General features: G+C 67.8%; 21 protein-coding genes. 9 read left to right on the top strand and 12 right to left on the bottom strand.

Annotated elements, in window-relative coordinates; all coding sequences use genetic code 11:
* Positions 1 to 6: 6 nt before the first annotated feature.
* From aat to aroQ, 4 genes are read right to left on the bottom strand one after another with little or no spacing between them, the layout of a single operon-like run.
* Positions 7 to 693: a leucyl/phenylalanyl-tRNA--protein transferase gene (gene aat, locus KY493_RS07480; protein WP_219895773.1), complete on the bottom strand. Its 687-nt coding sequence runs from the start codon at positions 691 to 693 to the stop codon at positions 7 to 9.
* 11 nt (positions 694 to 704) lie between these two features.
* Entirely contained in the window at positions 705 to 2,060 is a 1,356-nt protein-coding gene (gene accC, locus KY493_RS07475) for an acetyl-CoA carboxylase biotin carboxylase subunit (protein ID WP_219895772.1), read from the bottom strand.
* 4 nt (positions 2,061 to 2,064) lie between these two features.
* A complete protein-coding gene (gene accB / locus KY493_RS07470; RefSeq protein ID WP_219895771.1) occupies positions 2,065 to 2,562 on the bottom strand; it encodes an acetyl-CoA carboxylase biotin carboxyl carrier protein in 498 nt (165 codons plus the stop codon).
* Positions 2,563 to 2,608: 46 nt separating this feature from the next.
* A complete protein-coding gene (aroQ, locus tag KY493_RS07465; RefSeq protein ID WP_219898420.1) occupies positions 2,609 to 3,058 on the bottom strand; it encodes a type II 3-dehydroquinate dehydratase in 450 nt (149 codons plus the stop codon).
* A gap of 100 nt (positions 3,059 to 3,158) precedes the next feature.
* On the opposite strand from aroQ, the gene thiS reads away from it, so the two are divergent.
* Positions 3,159 to 3,356: a sulfur carrier protein ThiS gene (gene thiS / locus KY493_RS07460; protein ID WP_219895770.1), complete on the top strand. Its 198-nt coding sequence runs from the start codon at positions 3,159 to 3,161 to the stop codon at positions 3,354 to 3,356.
* A 6-nt stretch (positions 3,357 to 3,362) separates the two neighbouring features.
* Here thiS and KY493_RS07455 read toward each other — a convergent pair whose 3' ends face one another.
* Together KY493_RS07455 and KY493_RS07450 are read right to left on the bottom strand one after the other, a co-directional pair.
* On the bottom strand, positions 3,363 to 3,749 hold the full coding sequence (locus KY493_RS07455; protein ID WP_219895769.1) for a type II toxin-antitoxin system VapC family toxin: 387 nt from the start codon (positions 3,747 to 3,749) through the stop codon (positions 3,363 to 3,365).
* Entirely contained in the window at positions 3,746 to 4,015 is a 270-nt protein-coding gene (locus tag KY493_RS07450) for a type II toxin-antitoxin system Phd/YefM family antitoxin (RefSeq protein WP_219895768.1), read from the bottom strand. Before KY493_RS07450 ends, KY493_RS07455 begins: the two co-directional genes overlap by 4 nt.
* Before the next feature lie 114 nt (positions 4,016 to 4,129).
* Between KY493_RS07450 and KY493_RS07445 the strand changes: the two genes are divergently transcribed.
* Positions 4,130 to 4,912: a HisA/HisF-related TIM barrel protein gene (locus KY493_RS07445; protein ID WP_219895767.1), complete on the top strand. Its 783-nt coding sequence runs from the start codon at positions 4,130 to 4,132 to the stop codon at positions 4,910 to 4,912.
* Here KY493_RS07445 and KY493_RS07440 read toward each other — a convergent pair.
* Genes KY493_RS07440 through KY493_RS07430 form a run of 3 tightly spaced genes read right to left on the bottom strand, consistent with a single transcriptional unit; the run spans position 4,909 to position 9,916 of the window.
* The gene (locus KY493_RS07440; protein ID WP_219895766.1) at positions 4,909 to 5,691 is read right to left on the bottom strand and encodes a thioredoxin domain-containing protein; all 783 of its coding nucleotides are present in this window, start codon (positions 5,689 to 5,691) and stop codon (positions 4,909 to 4,911) included. The two genes, KY493_RS07445 and KY493_RS07440, sit on opposite strands and share 4 nt — an antisense overlap.
* 20 nt (positions 5,692 to 5,711) lie before the next feature.
* The gene (locus tag KY493_RS07435) at positions 5,712 to 7,127 is read right to left on the bottom strand and encodes a M48 family metalloprotease (protein ID WP_219895765.1); all 1,416 of its coding nucleotides are present in this window, start codon (positions 7,125 to 7,127) and stop codon (positions 5,712 to 5,714) included.
* A 56-nt stretch (positions 7,128 to 7,183) separates the two neighbouring features.
* Positions 7,184 to 9,916, bottom strand: coding sequence for a ribonuclease E/G (locus tag KY493_RS07430; RefSeq protein WP_219895764.1), 2,733 nt, complete (start codon positions 9,914 to 9,916; stop codon positions 7,184 to 7,186).
* A gap of 452 nt (positions 9,917 to 10,368) precedes the next feature.
* On the opposite strand from KY493_RS07430, the gene KY493_RS07425 reads away from it, so the two are divergent.
* Positions 10,369 to 11,598, top strand: coding sequence for an N-acetylmuramoyl-L-alanine amidase (locus tag KY493_RS07425; RefSeq protein ID WP_255567827.1), 1,230 nt, complete (start codon positions 10,369 to 10,371; stop codon positions 11,596 to 11,598).
* On the opposite strand, the gene KY493_RS07420 is transcribed toward KY493_RS07425, so the two are convergent.
* Entirely contained in the window at positions 11,595 to 12,263 is a 669-nt protein-coding gene (locus tag KY493_RS07420) for a J domain-containing protein (RefSeq protein WP_219895763.1), read from the bottom strand. The two genes, KY493_RS07425 and KY493_RS07420, sit on opposite strands and share 4 nt — an antisense overlap.
* Before the next feature lie 45 nt (positions 12,264 to 12,308).
* On the opposite strand from KY493_RS07420, the gene KY493_RS07415 reads away from it, so the two are divergent.
* The 6 genes from KY493_RS07415 to KY493_RS07390 all read left to right on the top strand — a co-directional run bounded on the left by KY493_RS07415 (position 12,309) and on the right by KY493_RS07390 (position 20,227).
* Entirely contained in the window at positions 12,309 to 12,659 is a 351-nt protein-coding gene (locus KY493_RS07415) for a BolA family transcriptional regulator (protein WP_219895762.1), read from the top strand.
* 36 nt (positions 12,660 to 12,695) lie between these two features.
* Positions 12,696 to 14,507: a response regulator gene (locus KY493_RS07410; protein ID WP_219895761.1), complete on the top strand. Its 1,812-nt coding sequence runs from the start codon at positions 12,696 to 12,698 to the stop codon at positions 14,505 to 14,507.
* Positions 14,508 to 14,587: 80 nt separating this feature from the next.
* The gene (locus KY493_RS07405) at positions 14,588 to 16,276 is read left to right on the top strand and encodes a cisplatin damage response ATP-dependent DNA ligase (RefSeq protein WP_219895760.1); all 1,689 of its coding nucleotides are present in this window, start codon (positions 14,588 to 14,590) and stop codon (positions 16,274 to 16,276) included.
* A 52-nt stretch (positions 16,277 to 16,328) separates the two neighbouring features.
* Positions 16,329 to 17,264, top strand: a complete 936-nt coding sequence (locus KY493_RS07400) for a mechanosensitive ion channel family protein (RefSeq protein ID WP_219895759.1) — start codon at positions 16,329 to 16,331, stop codon at positions 17,262 to 17,264.
* Positions 17,264 to 18,280 carry a low specificity L-threonine aldolase gene (locus KY493_RS07395; RefSeq protein ID WP_219895758.1) on the top strand — a complete coding sequence of 339 codons (1,017 nt, stop codon included), beginning with the start codon at positions 17,264 to 17,266 and terminating at the stop codon, positions 18,278 to 18,280. The genes KY493_RS07400 and KY493_RS07395 overlap by 1 nt, the downstream gene beginning before the upstream one ends.
* A 63-nt stretch (positions 18,281 to 18,343) precedes the next feature.
* Positions 18,344 to 20,227 carry an ABC transporter ATP-binding protein/permease gene (locus KY493_RS07390; protein ID WP_219898417.1) on the top strand — a complete coding sequence of 628 codons (1,884 nt, stop codon included), beginning with the start codon at positions 18,344 to 18,346 and terminating at the stop codon, positions 20,225 to 20,227.
* On the opposite strand, the gene KY493_RS07385 is transcribed toward KY493_RS07390, so the two are convergent.
* Together KY493_RS07385 and KY493_RS07380 are read right to left on the bottom strand one after the other, a co-directional pair.
* On the bottom strand, positions 20,212 to 20,688 hold the full coding sequence (locus KY493_RS07385; protein WP_219895757.1) for a chemotaxis protein CheE: 477 nt from the start codon (positions 20,686 to 20,688) through the stop codon (positions 20,212 to 20,214). The two genes, KY493_RS07390 and KY493_RS07385, sit on opposite strands and share 16 nt — an antisense overlap.
* Positions 20,685 to 21,254, bottom strand: a complete 570-nt coding sequence (locus KY493_RS07380; protein WP_219895756.1) for a response regulator — start codon at positions 21,252 to 21,254, stop codon at positions 20,685 to 20,687. Before KY493_RS07380 ends, KY493_RS07385 begins: the two co-directional genes overlap by 4 nt.
* Between the last annotated feature and the right edge of the window lie 81 nt (positions 21,255 to 21,335).

Genomic DNA, 21,335 nt, shown 5'->3' with positions numbered 1-21,335 from the left:
AGACCTTCAGGCGGTCGGCGCCGCCCGGTGCACGGCTTCCGAGCCGCTCATGGAGCGGGTCAGCGCGCCTTGATCAGGCTGGACGGTCAGCGCCGGCTTCAAACGGCGGAGATAGGCGGCCTGAGGGGTCTCGACCGCGCCGAACTGGCTGAGGTGATCGGTCAGGAACTGGGCGTCCAGCAGGGTCCAGCCGCCGGCGTTCAGGCGCGCGACCAGATGCACCAGAGCGACCTTGGAGGCGTCGCGCTCGCGGCTGAACATGCTCTCGCCGAAGAAGGCGCCGCCCAGCGACACGCCGTACAGGCCGCCGACCAACCGCTCCTCGCGCCAGCACTCGACCGAATGCACAAAGCCGCGCGCGAACAGCTCGCCATAAAGGCGGCGGATCGGGCCGTTGATCCAGGTGTCCTGGCGGTCGGGCCCCTGTGACGCCGCACAACCGTCCAGCACCGCCTCGAAGGCCGTGTTCACGCGGATGTCGAACGGCTCTGTGCGCACCGTGCGGCGCAGGCGGGAGGGGATGTGAAAGGCGTCCAGCGGGATCACGCCCCGTTGATCCGGCTCGACGATGAAGACGCGCGGGTCGTCGCGCGCTTCGGCCATCGGGAAGACGCCGCGGGCGTAGCAGGCCAGCAGCGCCTCGGGGCCGAAGCCGGAGGAGAAGCTGCTGGCGCTGAACTCCGGCTCGGCCATGGCGGCCGCGCCTAAGCGGCGTCGCCCTTCTGACGCTTGGCCCACTTCTCCAGCCAATGGATGTCGTAGTCGCCGGACAGGATGTCCGGCTCGACCAACAGGCGTTGGAACAGCGGGATGGTCGTGTCGATGCCGCCGACGACCATTTCCCCGAGCGCTCGCTTCAGCCGCGCCACCGCCTCTTCGCGGTCGCGGCCGTGGACGATCAGCTTGCCGATCAGGCTGTCGTAGTAGGGCGGGATCGAATAGCCGGCGTAGATGGCGCTATCGAGCCGCACCCCCAAGCCTCCGGGCGCGTGGAACTCGTTGACCATGCCCGGCGACGGGGTGAAGGTCTCCGGGTTCTCGGCGTTGACGCGCACCTCGATGGAGTGACCGTCGAAGTGGATGTCGTCCTGGGTGAAGGACAGCGGCAGGCCCGCCGCGATCCGCACCTGTTCGCGCACCAGGTCGACCCCGGTGATGGCCTCGGTGACCGGATGCTCGACCTGCAGGCGGGTGTTCATCTCGATAAAGAAGAACTCGCCATCCTCCCACAGGAACTCGATGGTGCCGACGCCGAGGTAGCCGATGGCCTTGATCGCATCGACGACGATCTTGCCGATTCGATCGCGCCCGGCGGCGTCGAGGGCGGGGGAAGGGGCCTCTTCCAACACCTTCTGGTGACGGCGCTGCAGCGAGCAGTCGCGCTCGCCCAGGTGCACCACATTGCCGTGGCTGTCGGCGATGACCTGGATCTCGATGTGGCGCGGCTTTTGGAGATAGCGCTCCATATAGACGGCGCCGTTGCCGAAGGCGGCCTTGGCCTCGGACTGGGCCGTCTGGACGGCCTCGACCAGATCGTCGGCGGTCATCGCGACCTTCATGCCGCGTCCGCCACCGCCCGCCGCGGCCTTGACGATCAGGGGAAAGCCGATCGACTTGGAGGCTTCGACCGCGGCCTCGACCGTCTCGACCTCGCCGTCAGAGCCGGGAACGACAGGAATGCCTGCATCCTTGGCGGTCTGCTTGGCGGTGATCTTGTCGCCCATGATGCGGATGTGCTCGGGGCGAGGGCCGATGAAGCTCATGCCGTGAGCCTCGACGATCTCGGCGAAGCGGGCGTTCTCGGACAAGAAGCCGTAGCCGGGGTGCACAGCCTGCGCGCCCGTGATCTCGGCCGCCGCGATGATCGACGGGATGTTCAGGTACGACTTGGCCGCTTGCGCCGGGCCGATGCAGACGCTTTCGTCGGCCAGGCGCACCCACATGGCGCCGCGATCGGCTTCCGAGTGCACGGCGACGGTGGAGATACCCATCTCCTTGCACGCGCGATGAATCCGCAGCGCGATCTCGCCGCGGTTGGCGATCAGAACCTTTGTAAACACGGGATCAGGCCTCGAGCAGGACGAGCGGCTCGCCGAACTCGACGGGCTGACCGTCGCCGACCAGCACGTCCGCCACCACGCCGTCGCGGGGGGCCTGGATCGGGTTCATGGTCTTCATGGCCTCGACGATCAGCAGGGTCTGGCCCTTCTTGACCTTGTCGCCCGGCTGCACAAAGGCGGGCGCCTCCGGCGCGGGTTGCAGATAGGCGGTGCCCACCATCGGCGATTTCACCTCTTCGCCGGCGCGCGCGATGATGGTGGCCGGATCGCTGGTCATGGCGGCCGGAGCCGCGGCAGGCGCAACGGGCGCGGCGAGCGGCGCGGGCATGGCGGCGTATTGCACGGGGGCCGCGGCGGCGCTGACCTTGCGCGCGACGCGGATCTTCAGATCGCCGCGCTCGACCTCGATTTCGGTCAGCGAGGTGTCGTTCAGGATGTCCGCCAGCTGGCGCACCAGCTCCGCGTCGATCTCGCTCCCGGCGTTCAGCGTGTCATCGGCCATGTCGGTTTCGCCTTTTCTTTGGTCTTGTTGTGCCAACGGAAGCGCCTCAGGCGCGTTCCCGAATGATATCGAGCGCGGCCTGGATCGCCAGCGCATAACCCCGCGCGCCCAGCCCCGCGATGACCCCGGTCGCAGCCGAGGAGACAAACGAACGATGGCGAAACGCTTCGCGCGTCGCCGGATTGGAAAGGTGCAACTCGATCACCGGGATCGACAGCGCCTTCAGCGCGTCGTGCAGAGCGACCGAGGTGTGGCCGTAGGCCGCCGGATTGATCAACAGCGCCTGGGCCTGTGTCCGCGCTTCCTGGATCCAGTCGACCAGCACGCCCTCGTGATTCGTCTGGCGAAAGACGATATTCGCTTCACCTCCAGCCGCGCCGACGCAGCGCGCCTCGATGTCCGACAGGGTCTCGCGCCCATAGATGTGCGGCTCTCTCTCACCAAGGAGGTTGAGATTGGGGCCGTTCAGCACATAGATGACGGGAAGATCGGGCATCGGCTCCGGGCGGGACGAACCGCTGTGATGGAGCGGCCTTTTAGCGGAAGGCGCGGCGCGGATCAAAGCGCGCCGCCTTTGAACGGGTTGACCTAACGTCATGCGCATTCAAGTCAACGGCGATCAGCGCGAGATCGTCGCCTCCACCATCCTGACCCTGGTCGAGGAGTTGTCGCTCGACCCCCGCAAGGTGGCCGTGGAGCGAAATCTGGAGATCGTTCCCCGGTCGCTGCATGCCTCGACGACATTGGCCGAAGGCGACCGCATCGAACTGGTCCAGTTCGTCGGTGGCGGGTGAGGGGGCTCAGACCTTGAGGATCGGACCCTCATAGCGGGCCAAGATCGCGTCAGAGGTCAGGAGGGTGGCTCGCTCGGCGATCGCTTGAGCAAGAAGCAGTCGATCGAACGGGTCTTTGTGGATCGGCTCAAGAGGTCCGACGGCTACAGCGTGATCGCCAAGAACGGGCACTTCTTCATATCCAGCCGCCAGCAACATCGATCGTAGACGGCGAGCATCGACCTGGAAGTCCGGTCGTGACCGCGCCGCCTTTATCGAGACCTCCATCAGGCTGACCACGCTGAACATCGGCGTATTTCGGGGATCGTTGATCAGGTCCTGCGCGCGCGAAGGCACGCGCGCCGGCTCACCGGCGGCCCAAAGCAAAAGATGAGTGTCGATCAGCAGCTTCATCGGCTGGCTTGAGCGTCATTTTCCTCGTCGCCATAGAACATGGCTTCGATTTCTTCCTGAAACATGGTGTCGAAGTCGTCGGGCACCGTGAACTCGCCTTCCATGAAGCCGATCCTCTGGATCGCCTTCTGAGGAGCTTCCTCGATCGGCGTGACCTTGACCATCGGCTTGCCGGCCTTGGCGATGATGAAGGACTCGCCTTTGGCCGCCCGGTCGACGAGGCGGGACAGGTGGGTCTTGGCTTCATGGATGTTGACGGTCTGCATGGCTGAATCCCGTGAACTAAGTCCGGTTAGTTTAGTTCGTCCGCCAGATACCCGCAACGCGTCGTGACGCCTCTCGGCCTTTCGCCGGCTCGCATAGAGGATTAGGTGACGGCCATGACCGAGAACGCATCCGACACCTGGTCCGTCGCGGGCCGCACCTTTTCTTCGCGCCTGATCGTGGGGACGGGCAAATACGCCGACTACGCCCAGAACGCGGCGGCGGCGGAGGCGGCCGGGGCCGAGATCGTGACGGTGGCGCTGAGGCGCGTGAACCTGTCAGATCCGAGCCAGCCCATGTTGGTGGATCACGTGAAGCCCGACCGCTTCACCTATCTGCCCAACACCGCCGGATGTTTTACCGGAGAAGACGCGGTGCGCACCCTGCGCCTGGCGCGCGAGGCCGGCGGCTGGGACCTGGTGAAGCTGGAGGTTCTGTCAGACACCTCTCACCTTTATCCAGATATGGTGGAGACGCTTCGCGCGCTCGACATGCTGGTCAAGGACGGCTTCGACGTCATGGTCTACTGCACCGACGACGTGGTCATGGCCAAGCGGCTGGAGGAGGCGGGCGCCTCCGCCATCATGCCGGCCGCGGCTCCGATCGGGTCGGGTCTGGGCATCCAGAACGAGGTCAACATCCGCCTGATCGTGGAACAAGCCGGCGTGCCGGTGCTGGTGGACGCTGGCGTCGGCACGGCGTCGGACGCCACGCGGGCGATGGAGCTGGGCTGCGACGCCGTTCTGATGAACACCGCCATCGCCGGCGCGAAGGACCCGATCCGTATGGCGCGCGCCATGAAGCACGCCGTGATCGCCGGCCGCGACGCCTATCTGGCCGGGAGGATGCCGAGGCGCATGTACGCCGATCCGTCCTCGCCGCTGGCCGGTCTGATCTAGCCTTTCGACGCCTCGATCAGCTGGCCGACCTCGCGAGGGTCGATGCCGGGGCTGGCCTTGCCGTTGATGAAGAAGGTGGGCGTGCCCTGAAGACCCAGCGCCGCCGCCGCCGTGTGGATGTCGGCGATGTGGCGGGTCATCTCGGGCGAGGCGATGGCCGCCTTGGCGCGGGGCATGTCGACGCCGTTGGCCTGAAGGATCCGGTCGATGGCTTCGACGCTTAGCGCGCGCTCGTTCATCAGGGCGTCGTACACCGCCAGGTATTTGCCCTGCTGCTGCGCGGCCAGGGCGGCTCGGGCGGCGTACTGCGACGTCACGTCCTCGCCGCGGTCTAGGATCGGCCAGTCCTTGAAGACGAAACGCACGTCGGGGTTTGCCGCCATCAGCGCGCGATAGTCCTGCGCGACTGCCTTGCAGCCGGGGCAGCGGAAATCAAAGAACTCGATGACGGTGACGCGGGCGTCGGTCGGGCCAAAGGACGGATCGCGGGCGTCGACCGCCAGCAGCCCCGGATTGGTCGCCGCCGCCTGATTGATCGACGTGACGCGACCCTGTTCCTCGCGCTGCTGCAGGGCGGCGCTCGCCTCCTGCAGCACCTCGGGGTGGCGGACCATGTAGCGATGCACGGTCCAGCCCCCAAAAGCGTCCGGCGCGACGTAGGGCCAGGCCGCCAGGCCCAGCGCGGCCAGCGACACCGCCAGGGCGGCGTGACCCGTCCAGCCGCGACGCTTCCTTTCGGCCAAGGGTGCAGGCGCGGGCGAGGGAGCGTCGTCGGTCATCAGGTCTCTTCTTTGGACGTCTAGTTCAGGGTGGCGGGACGACGCAGCGCCTCACGCCGGTCGAGGTCGCTCAGGTCATCAGGCGTCGCGCCGGACGCCAGCACGATGTCGACGGCCCGACGCCACTCCATGGAGCCGGGATCCAGGATGCTGCGGGCGCGAAGGGCGAACTGGGTGGCCTGCTCTTCCTGCCCGGCGGCGAAATGATACTCGGCCGAGGCCAGTCGGGCCTCGCCCTCCTTGCCCTGGGCGGCGTAGGCCTGGGCGAGCAGGCGCCAGGCCATGGTGTTGTCGCGCTCGGCCACCGTGGCGCGCTTCAGCTGGTTGACGGCTTCGGCGATGTTGCCCGCATCGCCCGTCTCGATCAGCGCGTGCCCCAGATTGACGCGCAGCAAGGGCGCATCGGGCTTCAGACGCACGGACTCGGCGTGCGCGGCGATGGCGTCGGCCGGGCGACCCTCCTCGAACAGGATCTGGCCCTTCAGCTCCCAGTAGTATGGGTTGGAGACATCGCCGGCGATCAGGGCGTCCACGGCCGACAGCGCCTTGTCCGTCTGGCCGGCGCGGTACCAGGCGATGGCGCGGGCGTAGCGGGCGGGCAGGGACGCATCGCTCTCCGGATAGGCGCGCAGCGTGGCGTTCGGCTGGTCCATGAAGGCGCGCATCTTGGCCAAGATCAGGGCGTGCTGGGCAGTGCGCTCGGGACTTTCGGGGGTGTTGTAGTGGGCGGCTGCCTCGACGGGGCGCCGCAGCGCCTCGATACGCTGCGACGACAGGGGGTGGCTGCGGAAATAGGGATACCGGCGGCTGTCGGAGAAGACTTCCTGCGAACGAAAGTTTTCAAAGAACTCGACCAGTCCGCGCCCCGACTGACCCGCCGCCTCCAGCGCGCGGGCGCCGGTGAGGTCGGCCTCGCCCTCCTGGCTTTGCATGTAGCGCAGGGCGTCCAGCGTGCCGAAATACTGGCTGGAGCCGATCAGGGCGGCCCCAGCCCCTGGCTGTCCCGCCGCGATGGCCAACGCGCCTAGCGCCATGGTCATGAAGAAGGGCTGCTTGGCCGCGTTCTGCGCCCCGTCGCGCAGAGTGTGGCGGTTCTTGATGTGCCCCGCCTCGTGCGCCATCACGCCCAGCAGTTCGCCGGGCGTCTTTGTGCGCAGGATCAGGCCGGTGTTGATCCCCATGATCCGGCCGCGCGTGGCGAAGGCGTTCAGCTCGGCGTCGTTGATCAGCAGCACTTCGACGTCGGACGGCACCAGGCCCATGGCGTCGAACACCGGATCCGACCACTCGCGGATGACGCCTTCGATCTCGGTGTCGCGGATCACGCTCTGCGCCGAGGCGTGACCCGCCACGGCCAGCGCCACTAGGGCCGTCGCCGCGCCGGTCAGGCGGCGCAGCGCCCGATGGCAGGACGCAGGGCGGGGAAGCCAGTTCATGGCGCGCTCCAAAGCCTGGGCCCCCGCCCGTCGTTGATCAATCTAGCGATCCGCGCTCAGCGGCGCCACCACCCGCGCTTGGGCTTTTCAGGCGGCGCGACGATCTGGTTCGGATCTTCCGAGATCAGCGCCTGCACGTCGATCTCCGGCCGGTGAGGCGTTGGCGCCTGGCTCAGCACCACCGGCTCCGGCTCATTGGCCGCCTCGATGCGCTCGGCCTCGGCCGCCTGGGGCGTGACGTCCAGCACAACGGGTTCGCCGATGTCCGTAGGCTCGGCCGGCTCGACAGGAGCCAAGGCGTCAGGTTGCTCGGCTTCGACCGCTTCGACCGCTTCGGCCATCGGCGCTTCGAGCGCAGGCGCGGCTTCGGCGACGGGCTGATCGTCTTCGCCCAGCGGCTCCAGCGCCGGCTCGAAGGCGGCCTGAGCCGCGCTTCTGCGCCGCACCCGACGACGTTGCGGTTCGGCAGGGATCGCCACCGGCGCGGGCTCTGCCTCGGTTTGCGCCACAGAAGCCTCCGCCAAAGGCGCCGCATCGTCGGCGTCCTGGGTTTCGGTCGTCGCGTCATAGGTTGCGCCGCCCGAGCGTTCGCCGCGATCACGGCCGCGACCGCGACGACGACGGCGGCGTCCGCCGCGTCCTTCGTCGCCCGCTTCATCCTGACGGACCTCGGCCAGCGAGGGCTGTTCCTCCTCCGAGGCCGATTGCGGTGCGCCCCGGCCCGGGTTCAGCGGGTCGAACCAGACATAGGGATCGTCCAGCGACGGGGTGCGGCCGCGCACCCAGGCGAACACGTCGCGCTCGCCGTCCTCGCGGATGCGGCGCCCGCCGCGACGACCACGCCTGCGGCGACGACCGCTTTCGTCCTCGTCGTCGTTGGCGAAGCCGCCATCGGCTTCGGCGCCAGCCTCGACCGGCGCGGCGTCGTCCTCGCTTTCGACGGTTTCGACCTCGTGGCGTCCACCGCGACGCCGCCGGCGACGGCGTCCGCCGCGACCTTCGTCCTGACGCTCGGCGCGCTCGCGCGGCTCGTCATCGTCCTCATCCTCGCGGTCGAGCGACAGCTCGTCCTCGTCTTCGTCCTCGTCGATCTCCTCGTCCTCGTCGTCGCCTTCATCCTCGAAGGCGCTGTCGTCGAAGCCGTCGTTCAGGTCGATGACTTCCGCCTCCGGCGCGACGAAGTCCTCGTTGGTCTCGGTGCGTTCGATGGCGTGCTCGGCCTGGGCCAGGCTGTCGTCGATCTGGATCACGACGTTCAGGCCGCGCATTTCCAGCAGGCTCTGAAGGTACTCGCGCTTGTGGTTCAGGATGTAGAGGGCGACCGCGGTCGGCAGGCGCAGCACGATCGCCCCCGCGCCGTTCTTGCCGGCCTCGATGTCCACGCCGCGCAGGGCGACCAGAGCGGCCGATTCCGCCGAGCGGATGCGGCCGGCGCCCTGGCAGTGCGGGCAGGCCTCGGTCGCGCCCTCGATCACGCCCAGGCGACGACGCTGGCGGCTGATCTCCATCAGGCCGAAGGGCGAGATGCGGCCCATCTGGATGCGTGCGCGATCGGCGGACAGGGCGTCCTTCAGGATCTTCTCGACCGTGCGGTTGTTGCGGCCCTCGTCCATGTCGATGAAGTCGATCACGACCAGGCCGGCGAGGTCGCGCAGGCGCAGCTGGCGCGCGGCCTCGACCGCCGCCTCGCAGTTGGTCTTGAAGGCCGTCTGCTCGACGTTGCGCTCCTTGGTGGCGCGACCCGAGTTGACGTCGATGGCGACCAGCGCCTCGGTCTGGTTGATCACCAGATAGCCGCCGGACTTCAGCGGCACGACAGGTTGGTGGATCTGCGTCAGCAGGTCCTCGATGCCGTTGGAGGCGAACAGCGGCCGCGAGCCCTGGTACAGGTGCACCTTCTTGGCCTGCGACGGCATCAGCACGCGCATGAAGTCGCGCGCCTCCTTGAAGCCCTGCACGCCTTCGACCTGGATGCCGTCGAAGTCCTTGTCGAACATGTCGCGCACGGCGCGGCGGACCAGGTTCTCCTCCTCGTAGATCATCGCCGGAGCGTGGGAGGCGAGGGTGGTCTCGCGGATCGTCTCCCACAGCCGCAGCAGATATTGATAGTCGCGCTTGATCTCGGCCTTGGTCCGCTTGGCGCCCGCCGTGCGGATGATCAGGCCCATGCCCTTGGGCACTTCGAGCGCGGCGGCGGCCGCCTTCAGCCGGCGACGGTCGGAAGTGTTGGTGATCTTGCGCGAGATGCCGCCGCCCTTGCCGGTGTTGGGCATCAACACGCAGTAGCGGCCGGCCAGCGACAGCCAGGTGGTCAGGGCCGCGCCCTTGCCGCCGCGCTCGTCCTTGACGACCTGCACCAGCAGAATCTGGCGGCGCTTGATGACGTCCTGAATCTTGTAGCGGCGCATCAGCCGGCGCTTCAGCCGCTCTTCTTCGGCCAGGGCGGCTTCGGGATCGGTCTCCTCGTCGCTTTCGCGGCCCAGGTCGTCGGCATGGTCGGCGTCGTCGTGCGCCTCGGCCATGATGGCTTCGCGGTCGGCGACCGGGATCTGGTAGTAGTCCGGGTGGATTTCGTTGAAGGCCAGGAAGCCGTGGCGATTGCCGCCGTACTCAACAAAGGCCGCCTGCAGGCTGGGCTCTACGCGGGTGACCTTGGCGAGATAGATGTTGCCGCGAAGCTGACGCTTGGTTTTCGACTCGAAGTCGAACTCCTCAACCTGGCGTCCGTCCACGATGGCGACGCGGGTTTCTTCCGCGTGCGCCGCATCGATCAGCATTGTCTTTGACATGAAGGGTCTCTCTCTGGCGCGCTCGGGCCGGCCCGGCCAGTGATCTGGCAGGGGCTGCGGCGGCTCGCCGAATGGGGAAGGGGGCCGGGGCGCGCGTCATCCCGCCGCCAAAGGCGGCGCTGGCTTGAACAAGCCGTTGGGGATCGCAGGCGAAAAGGCCCATAAAAGGTCGTCTGTCCTGGGACCGGGCGCGGCCTGATCGGCGGCGATCCGGGACCGGTTCTTTGGACCATCGGCTAAGCCGGTCGGTCCTCGGAGTGGTGAAACACAGCGCCGCGAGGAGGGCGCGCCGGCATCGCCCGGACGGGGAGCGGCGCGATCGGTTCGCGAACGGAACCAAGCATAAGCACGATGACGCGCAATTAAAAGGACCACTGCCAAAGCCGCCTTAACCCCCCGCCAACGAGGTTCGGGCATTATGCCGGTCAGTGGTGTTGGGTGAAGCCGTCGGAATGAACGGTCGAGTGTTTCTGGATCTGTCGCGCTGGGGCCTGCGAGAGTGGGCTATGACGGCGCTCGCCTTCTTGGTCATCTGCCTCGGATTGCTGATGCTGGCGGGCCGGGGCCTGGCTGCGGGCGCGCAAGGCGACGTGCTGGGCGTCCGCTTCGGCGGCGACGGGCAGCGCACGCGCGTAGTCATCGATCTGGAGCGCACCACGCAAGGGCGGGTGATCGAGGATGGCGCGCAGGGGCAGGTGATCCTGTCGCTGCTCGACGTCTCCGCCGGGCGCGGCGCGACGGGCGACGGCTCTGGACTGGTCCGCAGCTACCGCGTCGGGGCCCAGGGCGGGGCTTCGCGCATTCAGCTGGACCTGGCCAAGAACGGCGAGATCGAGCGGCGCTTCCTTTTGCCGCCAGGCGACGGCGTGGGGCACTATCGCTATGTGATCGATGTGAAGGCGAAAGGCGCGCGCGCGCCGAACGCTGAGCCCGCGCGCCCGACATCGCAGCCGCTGCCCGCGCCGCGCCGCGCTGAAAAGCCGATGATCGTCATCGACGCGGGCCACGGCGGGCGAGATCCGGGCGCCAGCGGCGTTCACGCCAGGGAGAGCGCCGTCACCCTGGCGGCCGCCCAGCAGCTGAAGGCGGAATTGGAAAAGACCGGCCGCTATCGCGTGCGCCTGACCCGGACGGGCGACGCCTATGTGGATCTTTACCGCCGGGTGTCGATCGCGCGCCAGGCCGACGCCGACCTGTTCATCTCCCTGCATGCCGACGCCGGCACGGACCCGGCCCTGCGCGGCGCCAGCGTCTATACTCTGTCCGAACAGGGCGCGGGGCGGGCGGTGCGCGAGTTCACGCGCGACGCCGACTGGCATCGCGAGTTGCGGCTGCCGGGCCGCGATCCATCGGTCGACCGCATCCTGCTGGACATGACCCAGCGCGCGACCCAGAACCGCTCGGCCCAGTTCGCGCGGGTGCTGCTGACGCACCTGGAGGCGGTGGAGCATCCGCTGCTGCGCCGCAGCCACCGCGACGCGGGGCTGGCGGTGCTGTTGGCGCCCGACGTGCCGGCCGTGCTGCTGGAGATGGGCTTTATCACCAATCCCGAGGACGAGCGCCTGCTGACCAACGAGCGCCAGCGTCGCCGCATGATGCGTGCGGTGGCCGACGGCATCGACCGCTACTTCCGCGAACCCTCCGCACCGCTGGTGACCGCCTCCACGGGTGCAGCGGGTTAGGCGAGGCCCGCCTTCTTCAGCGTCTTCCAGGCCTTGATCACGCGCTGAAGTTTGGCCTCGGCCCCCCGGTCGCCGCCGTTGGTGTCGGGATGAAAGCGTTTCAGCAGCGCATGGTATTGAGCCTTGACCGCCGCCTTGTCGGCGCCCGGCTCGAGGTCCAGGTCCGCCAGGGCTGTGCGTTCCAGCTTGCCGATCCTGCGGTCCTCGCCCGGCGCGTTCGGCGTCTGCTCGCCCTTCCTGCCGAACAGGCCGAAGCTGTCGCGCCAGGAGCCCGAGCCTTGCGTGTTGTTCGTGCCCATCTTGGAGGCGAAGGCGGCGGCCTCGCGGCTGAATTTGCCGGCCTTCATCTCCCAGGTCGGGCGCCCGCCGGTCATGGCCTCGTTTTCCTGAGCCGCGCGCACCTCGCCTTCGGTCATGCCGGCGTAGAAGTTCCACCCCTTGTTGTACTCGCCGGCGTGCGGCTGGCAGAATTCGTAAAAGTCATTCAGCCGCTCACGCGACTTGGGCGCGCGCGCGGTCGCCGCGCGGCGGCAGTCGGGCCACTGGCACGGCTTTTCACCCGGCTTCAGGTGCAGGACGTCGGGGTCCTCGACCTTTTCACCAGGCTTGGGCGGCTTCACTCGAATGTCGGTGAAGCGCGGCTTGTATTGAAACGAAGCAGGCATCCGCCGAAGTGTAGGGGCGAATTGGACGCCATCAAGGAAGCGATCATGTCGGAAGGCCCCGTCGCCGCGATTATCCGCGAAAAACTGCAGCAAAGCCTGTCTCCGATCCGGCTGGAGATCGTGGACGACAGCTGGCGCCACGCCGGCCACCATCATGAAGGGGGCATGGACGCCAAGCCCGGCGGCGAAAGCCACTTCAACATCGTGGTGGTGTCCGACGCCTTTTCGGGCCAGTCGCGCGTGGCGCGCCAGCGGGCCGTCAATGACCTTCTCCGCGCCGAACTGGCCGGCCCGATTCACGCCCTTTCGATCCAGGCGCTCACGCCTGTGGAGGATTCGACAACCGGCGGTCGCGAACCATCCTTCGTTCAGACTGTCTTAGCCGTTTCACCCTAGCGTTGCGCAATTAAGAGGGCGGCAGGGGCAGGGTGTATGGTGGAAGCGGACAGTATCGACGGCATTGCCGGCGACCAGAAGGCCAGCGACGCCGCCCAGGCTCTGAAGGCGATTCTGCAGACTCAGTATCTGCGCTATCTGATCATCGCCAGTTGGGCGATCGGCCTGCTGGGCGTGGTCGGCGGGGTCGAGGCGCTGGTCTGGTTCGTGGGCACCCTGGCGGCCGGCGCCCTGCGCGGCGCGGTCGAACGCAGGGTCAGTCGACGCGTAGACAAGGGGTGGGGCCTTGTCTTCCCAGCGGTGGCGACGATCACCACCACCGCATGGGCGGTGGCGCCCTTGCTTGCGTGGTTCAGCGACAATCCCTTCGCATCGACCACAGCCGTGGCCCTGCTGATCGGCGGCTATGTGCTTGTGTTCGCCCAGCTGCGCAGCTCGCCGCGCCAGGCGCTGGTGATCTCCTCGCCCTATTCGGCGGCGGCGTTGATCATGCTGGGCAGCCTGTGGGGCACGCCGCAGTTCTGGTCGCTGTTGGCGCTTGTGCCCTTCACCGCCGCCGGTCTGTTCGTCCTGGTGATGATGACCATGCTGCGCGAGGGCCGCATCCGCGTCTTTCAGGAGCATCAGGCCCACCTGATCGAAGAACTGGAGACCGCACGCGACAAGGCCGCCGCCGCCAATGAGGCGAAGTCCAGCTTCCTTGGCGTCATCTCGCATGAGCTCCGCACGCCGATGAACGGCGTCCTGGGCGCCGCGCAACTGCTTGGCGCGACCCGGCTCGAGGGCACGCAGCGCGAGTATCTGTCGATCATCCGCAACTCGGGCGACAACCTGCTGTCGCTGCTGAACGACATCCTCGACATGACCAAGATCGAGGCCGGCAAGATGACCTTCGAGACCGTCGATGTCTCGGTCGACGACCTTTCCAAGCGGATCACCGGTCCGTTCGAGGCCCAGGCCGCCGCCAAGGGACTTGGGTTCGAGCAGATCACCGAGGGCGACATCCCGTCGGTGGTGCGCGGCGATCCCTTGCGGGTCTGCCAGGTGCTGCACAACCTCCTGTCGAACGCCGTCAAGTTCACGGATCAAGGCGCGGTGACCTTCCGGACGCGCGGGACGCGCATAGCCGCCAATCGCGTTCGCTTCGACTTCTTGGTCACCGACACCGGTTCGGGCATCTCCAGGGCCGACCTGGAGCTTCTGTTTCAACCGTTTACGCAGGTCGACGCCTCATCGACGCGTCGTTTCGGCGGCACGGGCCTGGGGCTGACCATCGCCCGGCGCATGAGCAACATCATGGGCGGCGACATCTCTGTCAGCTCGGAAGTCGGACGCGGATCGACCTTCACCATGACGGTTGAGGCCGAGGTGGTGGAATGGGCCAAGCCTGTTCCGATCGAAACCCGCGTCGTGGAGAGGGTCGAAGGCCAGGCGCTGAGCGTGCTGGTGGTCGAGGACCACCCCGTCAACCGGATGATCCTGGAGGCCTGGATGGGATCGGCCGGCCATGCCGCATCGACGGCCGAGAACGGCCAGATCGCGGTGGAGATCGCCCAGCATCAGCCCTTCGACCTGATCATCATGGATGTGAACATGCCGGTCATGGACGGGCTGACTGCAACGCGCATGATCCGCGGCGGGCAGGGCGTGAACCGCGAAACCCCGGTGGTGGTGCTGTCGGCCTCGGCCCGGTCCGAGGACCATCAGGCCGGCCTGGACGCCGGCGCCGACGCTTATCTGAACAAGCCCATCGACTTCGCCGCCCTGGCCGAGCTGATGACCCACGTTCCGGGCGGGCGCGAACAGGTGCGTCAGTTGGGCCTGGCGCACGAAGCCGTCGCGGCCTAAGCCCGCGTCCGGCAACCCGCGACCCGTCTGCATCGTTCTGACCGGGCGTCGATCACGGCGACGCTTCTTTTTGGAACGCCATGCGCGGCTTCGCCGAACTGCTGGATCGACTGTCGCTGACGGCCTCGCGCAACGCCAAGCTGGTGCTGGTTCGCGACTATCTGAAGGCGACGCCCGATCCTGACAGAGGATGGGCGCTGGCGGCCCTGACCGGGGACCTGACGTTTGATGCCGCCAAGCCGGCCATGATCCGCAAGGCGGTTGAGGCCCGGGTCGATCCCGTGCTGTTTGGCTGGTCCTACGACTATGTCGGCGATCTGGCCGAGACCACGGCGCTGATCTGGCCGCGCGATCCTGACTATCGTCCGAACCGCGAACCCGAACTCGCCGAAGTGGTGGAGGCGCTGCGCACCGCCGGACGCAACGAGGTTCGCCCCCTGATCGAAGGTTGGCTGGACTCGCTTGAGCCCCAAGGCCGTTGGGCTCTGCTGAAGCTGGTGACGGGATCGCTGCGGGTCGGCATGTCGGCCAGGCTGGCCAAGACTGCGGCCGCGATGATCCGACCCGGCGTCGCACCGGCGCCGCCTGACCCCGAAGGCGAGCAGGCGGACACGCCGTTGGAGGCCGTCGATGTCTCCGATCTGGAGGAGGTGTGGCATGCGGTCGAGCCGCCCTATGCCGACCTGTTCGCCTGGCTGGAAGGCCGCGCGGAGCGGCCCAGCCCCGACGCGCCCGGACGTTTCCGGCCGGTCATGCTCGCCGTCGCCATCGACGAGGCCGTGGATTTCCAGAAGCTGTCTACGGGCGACTACGCCGCCGAGTGGAAGTGGGACGGCATCCGCGTACAGGCGGTGCGAGAGGCGGGCGTCTGCCGGCTGTATTCGCGAACCGGCGACGAGATTTCAGGCGCCTTTCCCGACGTCATGGCCGGGCTCGATTTCGAGGGCGCGATCGACGGGGAACTGCTGGTGATCCGTGATGGCCAGCCGGCGCCGTTCGGCGACCTGCAGCAGCGGCTGAACCGCAAGACCATCGACGCAAAGCTGATGGCGGCGCACCCCGCCGGCGTGCTGGCTTACGACCTGCTGGCGGAGAACGGCGAGGACCTTCGCTCGCTGCCGCTGCGTGATCGTCGCGCGCGGCTGGAGGCGCTGGTCACGCGCGGTGGCGGCGATCGGCTAGCCCTGTCGCCGGTGGTTCCCTATGCCACTTGGGACGATCTCGCCGCGCTGCGCATCGATCCGCCCGTGGGCGCCGCGGCGGAAGGCTTGATGCTGAAGCGCTGGGACAGCGCCTACCTGGCGGGCCGCCCCAAGGGGCCCTGGTTCAAGTGGAAACGCGATCCGCACGTGGTCGACGCTGTCATGATGTACGCCCAGCGGGGGCACGGAAAGCGATCCAGCTTCTATTCCGACTTCACCTTTGGCGTCTGGACGCCGGACGGCGTGCTGACGCCCATCGGCAAGGCCTATTTCGGCTTTACCGACGAAGAACTGAAGCAGCTGGACAAGTTCGTACGCGACCACACGGTGGAGCGGTTCGGACCCGTGCGATCGGTGCGGGCGGAACGGGACTTCGGCCTGGTGCTGGAGATTGCCTTTGAGGGCCTGCAACGTTCGCCCCGGCACAAGTCGGGCGTCGCCATGCGTTTTCCGCGCGTCAGCCGGATTCGCTGGGACAAGCCGGCGCGAGAGGCCGACACCATCGACAGCGTGATGGACCTTCTGGACGCCATCGAGACCAGCGGCGGACGCGTGTCCAAGAGGTGAAAATATCGGGGCGGGGTTCCAATCGAGGCGTCAGGCGCTAGACCCCGCTTCCATGAGTGAACTCTCAGCACCCATCACACAGGCGATCAGCGCCGGGCGGCAAGCCGCCGCCATCGACGCCGCGATGATCGCCAAGCTGACCAGCATGGCCGGCGATTTCGCGGTCAATCTGACCATCGCCCTGCTGATCCTGGCCGCGACGCTGTTTGCGTCGAAATGGGCCGCCAGAGCGGCGCGCAAGGCCCTGTCGCGTGTGCGCGGCTTCCGTCACGACCCCACGGTGCTGAGCTTCTCGGTTCAGGTGGTGCGGGTGGTGGTGATCATCATCGGCATGATCGCAGTGCTGCAAAGACTGGGCGTTCAGACCACCTCCATCATCGCCGTGCTGGGCGCCGCGTCCCTGGCGGTCGGGCTGGCGCTGCAGGGCACGCTGTCGAACGTGGCCTCGGGCTTCATGCTGCTGGTGCTCAGGCCGTATCGCGTCGGCGAGATCATCGACATCGGCGGCGTGTCGGGCACGGTTCAGCGACTGGACCTGTTCACGACCCAGCTGTCGAACGCCAACAACCACAAGATCGTCATCCCGAACTCCAAGGTCCTCAGCGACGTAGTAATCAACCTGACCGGCCAGAAGACCCGGCGGATCGAGATCAAGTTCACCGTCGGTTACGGCGACGACCTGAACAAGGCTCGCTGCATTCTGGCCGACATGGCCCACGCTCACGAGAAGGTGCTGGCCGATCCGCATCCCTGGACAGGCGTGACCGCCCTGCTGGACAGTGCGGTGGAGGTGACGCTGCACGCCTGGGTCGAGGTTCACGACTGGTGGCAGACCCAGGCCGATCTGATGCAGGGCGGCAAGGAGGCGCTGGACGCCGCCGGGATCGAAATCCCGTTCCCGCACCAGGTCGCGGTGCCCTATGGCGACGAAGATGTCGTGCCGGTGGTCCGCGTCCAGACGATTGACGACAACGAGAAGGTCGCCTGATGCGCTACGACTTCGGCTCCGACAACACCGCCGGCATGGCGCCGTCCGCCATTGATGGGCTGGTCCGCGCCAACGAAGCGTTCACGAGGGCCTATGGCGCCGACGAGACCACCGCGCGCGCCTCCGATGCGATCCGCGCGCGTCTAGACGCGGACGCCGAGGTGCGGTTCGTCTTCAGCGGCACGGCCGCCAACGCCATCGCCCTGTCGATGCTGGCCCAGCCGTTCGAAGCCGTTCTGGCGCACAACTCGGCCCATGTCTGCACCGACGAGACGGGGGCGCCCGGCTTCTTCGGGCATGGCGTGGGACTGATCGGCCTGCCGGGCTTCTCCGGCAAGATTGATCCGCTGGCCCTGCATACGCAGCTGGATGAGCCGGAGGTCGGACACCGCCAGCCGCCGGCCGCCCTGACGCTGACCCAGGCGACCGAGTATGGCGCGGTCTATACCGAGGAAGAACTGCGTCATCTGATCGAGCCGGTGAAGATGAGGGGCTTCGGCGTTCACATGGACGGGGCGCGTTTGGCCAATGCTGCGGCGGCGGGCTTCGACCTGACGCAGATCGCGCGCCTCGGAGTCGACATCCTGGTGTTCGGCGGGGCCAAGGCCGGCGGGCCGTGCGCCGAGGCCATCGTCCTGTTCAACAAGGCGCTGGCGCGTCGGCTCGACAACCGGCTGAAGCAGGCGGGGCAGACGGCGTCCAAGGCGCGGCTGTTGTCCGGGCCGTTGCTGGGTCTGCTGGAAAGCGGCGACTGGGACGCGGGCGCCGCCCACGCCAACCTGATGGCGCAACGGCTGGCCGCCGGGATCGCCGCACGATCGCCCTTTGTACTGGCCCATCCGGTCGAGGCGAACGCCGTGTTCGTCCGCATGCCGGAAGAGGCGCACGCGCGGCTGAACGCACTCGGCTGGGCCTGCTACCGCTTCGACGACGGCTCGGTTCGCTTTGTCTGTTCGTGGGCCACCGACCCGGCGGCCGTGGACGAGGTGATCGAGGCGATCGCCGAGCTGAGTTGAACCACCCTCGATCGCGTCCTCTTTCCCTGTTGCGTGGCGGCTTCCATATGACGGGACATGGCGATGCGCGGTGAACGCTCCGGCCAGCGGCGTTCCGACGCCGCGACGCGGGCGCAAGGGACAATGGGGGATCAGCGGTCGCGAGCCGACGGCTGGAAGGCTTTGGCTGATCTGGCCGGGCTGGTGCGGCGATCGCATGCGCCGCAACTCTCCCTTCGTCTGTCGTCCGCCATCGGACTGACCTTGGGCGGAAAGGCGCTGGGCGTGCTGGCGCCTCTGGTTCTGGGCGCGGCCGTCAACCGGCTGGCGGCGGGGCAGGGCGCGGCCGCAGCCGTCGGCTGGGGATTCGCCGCCTTCGCGATCGGCTGGGCGCTGGTGCGCTTTCTGTCGTCTGCGGCGCCGCAGCTGTCGGACGTGATCTTTGCGCCGGTGCGTGCGGCGGCGCAGCGCACGGCGGCCACCGAGACCTTCGCCCACGCCCTCGACCTTTCGCTGGACTTTCACCAGACCAAGCGGTCCGGAACCCTGTCGCGGACGATGGACCGAGGGTCCCGCGCGGTTGATTTCCTGCTGCGCATCCTGGCGTTCAACCTGATCCCCACCGGGGTGGAGCTGGTGCTGGCGGCGGCGGTGCTCGCCGGACGCTATGACTGGCGCTTTGGCGCAGTGGCGGTGGCGGTGGTTGGCGTCTACGCGGCCCTGACGTTCGCCTTGTCGAACTGGCGGCTGGAGCATCGTCGCGTGATGAACGCTGCGGACTCCGAGGCCGCCGGCGTCTCGGTCGACGCCCTGCTGAACTATGAGACGGTCAAGGCCTTTGGCGCCGAGACGCGCGCGGCGGGCGCCTATGACCGGGCGCTGGGCGAGTATCAGCAGGCGTCGCTGAAGGCGAACGGCTCGCTGATGCTGCTGAACGCGATCCAGGGCCTGATCATGAACCTGGGCCTCGGCGTCATGGCGGTCATGGCCGGCTTCGAGGCGGCGGCCGGCCGGATGGGGCCGGGCGACGTCGCGGCGGCGGTGCTGATCCTGATCTCGCTCTATGCGCCGCTGAACATCCTGGGCTTCGCCTATCGGGAAATCCGCCAGTCGTTCATCGACATGGAGGAGATGATGGGCGTGCTGCGCCAGTCGCCTCAGGTGGCGGACGCCGCCGACGCCCGCCCGCTGGACCGGCCGACAAATGCGCGCGGCGCCTCGCTGGCGTTCGATGGCGTCGGCTTTCGCCACGACGCGCGCGCGAACGGGCTGGAGGACGTCAGCTTCTTTGCGCCGCCCGGCACGACCACCGCCCTGGTCGGCCCGTCAGGCGCGGGCAAGTCGACGGTGGTCAAGCTGGCGCTGCGCCTGCTCGATCCTCAGGCCGGGCGCGTGCTGATCGACGGCCGCGACGTGCGCGAGGTGACGCAGGCCTCGCTGCGATCGGCTGTCGCCCTGGTGCCTCAGGACGTGGCCCTGTTCAACGACACCATCGGACACAACATCGCCTTTGCGCGTCCGGACGCCAGCGAAGCCGACATCTGGGATTCGGCCGAGGCGGCGGAGCTGGCCGACTTCATCCGTGCGCTTCCCGACGGAATGGACACGCGCGTGGGCGAGCGCGGTCTCAAGCTGTCCGGCGGCGAGCGCCAGCGCGTCGGCATCGCCCGCGCGCTGCTGGCCGATCCTTGCATCCTGATCCTGGACGAAGCGACCAGCGCGCTCGACAGCCGCACCGAGGCGGCGATCCAGAAGACGCTGCGAAAGGCGCGGCAGGGCCGCACCACTCTGGTGGTCGCCCACCGACTGTCCACCGTGGCCGACGCCGACCAGATACTAGTGCTGAAGGCCGGGCGTGTTATCGAGCGCGGGGCCCACCACGAACTGGTGGCGCGGGTTGGCGGCGAGTACGCGGCCTTGTGGCGCAAACAGACACGCGCCGGCGGCGAGCTTCAGCCGGCCGGCTGATCCACCGGCGGCAGCTTCCTGCGACGCACATCCTCGAGATTGAGCAGGATCTGCTCGCGTTCGGCAACGGCGTCTTCCGGCAAGGCCAGAAGCAGCCGCAGGGCCTGGATGTGAACGGCGATGACGCGCCAGTCTGAAACGCCCGAGCCGTCAGCCAGATCGCACAGGCCGGCGGCGGCTGTGCAGAGGTCCTCCAGCGCGAAAGGACCAGCGGCGTCGATCACGGCGGCCGACCCGCGATAAACCTCTTCCAGTCCCTCGCCCGTCAGCACTCCGTCCTGCGGAGCAGGAATGGCGGCAAGATCGGCGATCCGTTGAGCGACGATTTCCCGGGCCTCTCCCTCCATGGCCTGGAGATTGGCGCGGGCGCGAGCGAGCCCCACGCCGGCGCTGATGCCGCCGGGCTGGTCCACCAGGGTGGAGAGGCGGGACCGCCTCTGGATGCGGGTGACGACGCTCACGCGGGCATATCCACTTCGTTCTGCTCGGCCTCGAAACGGGCCTTGCGTATCATGTCGGCGCGACGCTCCTCGCCATCATAGGGGTCGGTCCTGAAGCGCCTGTCCGGGCCCAGATAGTCACCGACCTGAAGGAAGGGCCGGGTGTCTCGCGCGACCCACAGCACCCGTTCCAGCAGCATCGCCGCACTGAACGGCTTGGTGACCAGAAAGTTCGCCCCGCAATCTCGCGCTTCGGCCACTCGTGAGCGACGGACGTGACCGGCCGTCATCACCACCGGGATGTAGGCGTTGGGCTCCAGCCCTGAGCGCCTGAGCCAGCGCACGAACTGGTAGCCGTCCATCCCCGGCATCTCGCAGTCGACAAACAGCAGATCGACGGTTCGTTCACCGAGAATGCGGATCGCCTCTCCCGCATCATGACAGGCATAGCTGGTTCGGATGCCAAAGCCGGACAGGGCGTTCGCGGTCAGGGCCAGCGAGAACGGCGAATCGTCCACGATCATCGTGACCGCGCCCGCGAAGTTGAACACCGCGCTGTCCCGCAGTGCTTCCGCGATCAACGCCATGCTGTCGCCTCACGGCCGCGCGCCGCCCCATTGCGCATCTTCGCCCCCAGAGAATCGCTTGCCCGAAGGCGCAGTTCTGGC

It is taken from the genome of Brevundimonas sp. PAMC22021 (assembly GCF_019443405.1).
Taxonomy (GTDB): Bacteria; Pseudomonadota; Alphaproteobacteria; order Caulobacterales; family Caulobacteraceae; genus Brevundimonas.
The sequence above is the reverse complement of the archived record's forward strand: the minus strand, read 5'-3'. Positions and strand labels throughout refer to the sequence as shown.